We start from the raw sequence: 1,631 nt of genomic DNA on the forward strand, positions 1-1,631 counted from the left end.
AATTCATTCATCATTTTTGGCAATGGCGACAAAATCAAGCTCAATGAAATCTCTGAATGGCAGATTCCGAATATAGATTTGATTATATTGAGTGCTTGTCAGACTGGAGTTGGCAAGCTTGGCGATGGTGTAGAAATATTGGGATTTGGCTATCAAGTCCAAAAAGCAGGAGCAAAAAATGCGATCGCATCTCTCTGGCTAGTCGATGATGCTGGTACACAGGCTCTCATGACTGCCTTTTATGGTGAACTCAAAAAAGGCGATGTTACATCCACTGAGGCTCTACATAGAGCGCAAGTTGCTCTGATCAAATCACCCAAATATAATCATCCTTTCTACTGGTCAGCATTTTTTGCGATCGGCAATGGCTTGTAAGGACAATTCATGAATTGCCCTTACAAGTTTATTTAGGCTGCTTTAGCGATCGCAGTGCGGTGACGCGGAGTATTAGCAATGATCGTTGGAGCCTCAAACCCTGCGGCGACTAATTCGGATGCGAGATCAAAAGAGAAGTACTGATCGAGATAGGGTTCCGTACTTTTGAGTAGAGTCAAAATATAGGGCGGCATTTTGACATAAATATCTGAGTAGGGATTCATATCCATCAGGGCAAAATGACCATTGGGGCGCAAAACACGGCGCATCTCGCGCAGGATTTGGCGAGTCGCATCTTGAGGCAACTCATGGAATAGCAGGAAACAGGATACAAAATCAAAGGAACTATCAGGTAATCCTGTTTGTTCAGCAGTGGAATGAATCCATTGCACTTGTCCATTTTCGGCTAATTCAGGATGTTTGGTGCGCGTATTGTAATTTGCGATCGCTAAAAAATGTGGTGATAAATCCAGCCCAGTAATTTTGGCTTGAGGATAAGCCTTATGTAGAGCGAAAGTGCTCATGCCAACGCTGCAACCGATATCGAGGATATCTTGAGGCTGAGTGCTAATCTTTTCTTTCACAATATCAAAATAGCTCTGACGCAACCTCGCATCACCCTCAATTGGAGGTGTTTCATCCTTCCAGATCCGAGAGTGGACAGCATATGCCGCAGATTCCACTTCAGTTGCAGGCAACCAGCCTAGGTTACCTTCTTCATAGGCATGGAAAGGCTTGAGGTAATATTCGGGATATTTTAAATTAGGATTTTGAACTTGGTTTAGTTCAGCTTCAAGATCTTGTTTTTGGAGATCGGCGGCAATTTGAAGCCAGTTTACGCCCATCGACTCAGCACGTTCGATCATCATTTTGCGAGCGCGTTGCTTGGCTATGTTGAATAAAGGCGCGATCGCTAAGATGCCATTTACTAATCGAGAAGCTAATCCAATTTTGGGGTTAGGAGCTGAAGTGGTAACAGTCATTTTAAATTTTTTAATTATAACCGCAGACATTATACCAATCTGATCAGAAACTTATTTAAGAATTGAGCTAGATCCCCCCCAGCCCCCCTTGTAAAGGCTACGGTGTACACACAAGTCATAAAACCTAGCTAAGTCAACAATTATCTGCCCCCTAGCCCCCAATTCTGGGGGAACAAGAAAATAAAATTCTTTCAAAGTCCCCCAGAATTGGGGGATTTAGGGGGCTTAAAGAGATCGAAACGTAGACAATTAGACTTGTGTGTACACGGCAGC

The 1,631-nt window shown here is 43.4% G+C and carries 2 protein-coding genes; one reads left to right on the plus strand and one right to left on the minus strand.

Annotation, left to right across the window (positions count from 1 at the left end; genetic code table 11):
- Positions 1-375 (plus strand): CHAT domain-containing protein (locus APA_RS20640; protein WP_201324114.1); only part of this gene is annotated, 375 nt, incomplete at its 5' end.
- A 32-nt stretch (positions 376-407) separates the two neighbouring features.
- On the opposite strand, the gene APA_RS20645 is transcribed toward APA_RS20640, so the two are convergent.
- Positions 408-1,358: a class I SAM-dependent methyltransferase gene (locus APA_RS20645; RefSeq protein WP_201324115.1), complete on the minus strand. Its 951-nt coding sequence runs from the start codon at positions 1,356-1,358 to the stop codon at positions 408-410.
- Positions 1,359-1,631: the final 273 nt, after the last annotated feature.

Origin of the sequence: Pseudanabaena sp. lw0831, assembly GCF_016584665.1 — a bacterium.
Classification (GTDB): domain Bacteria; phylum Cyanobacteriota; class Cyanobacteriia; order Pseudanabaenales; family Pseudanabaenaceae; genus Pseudanabaena.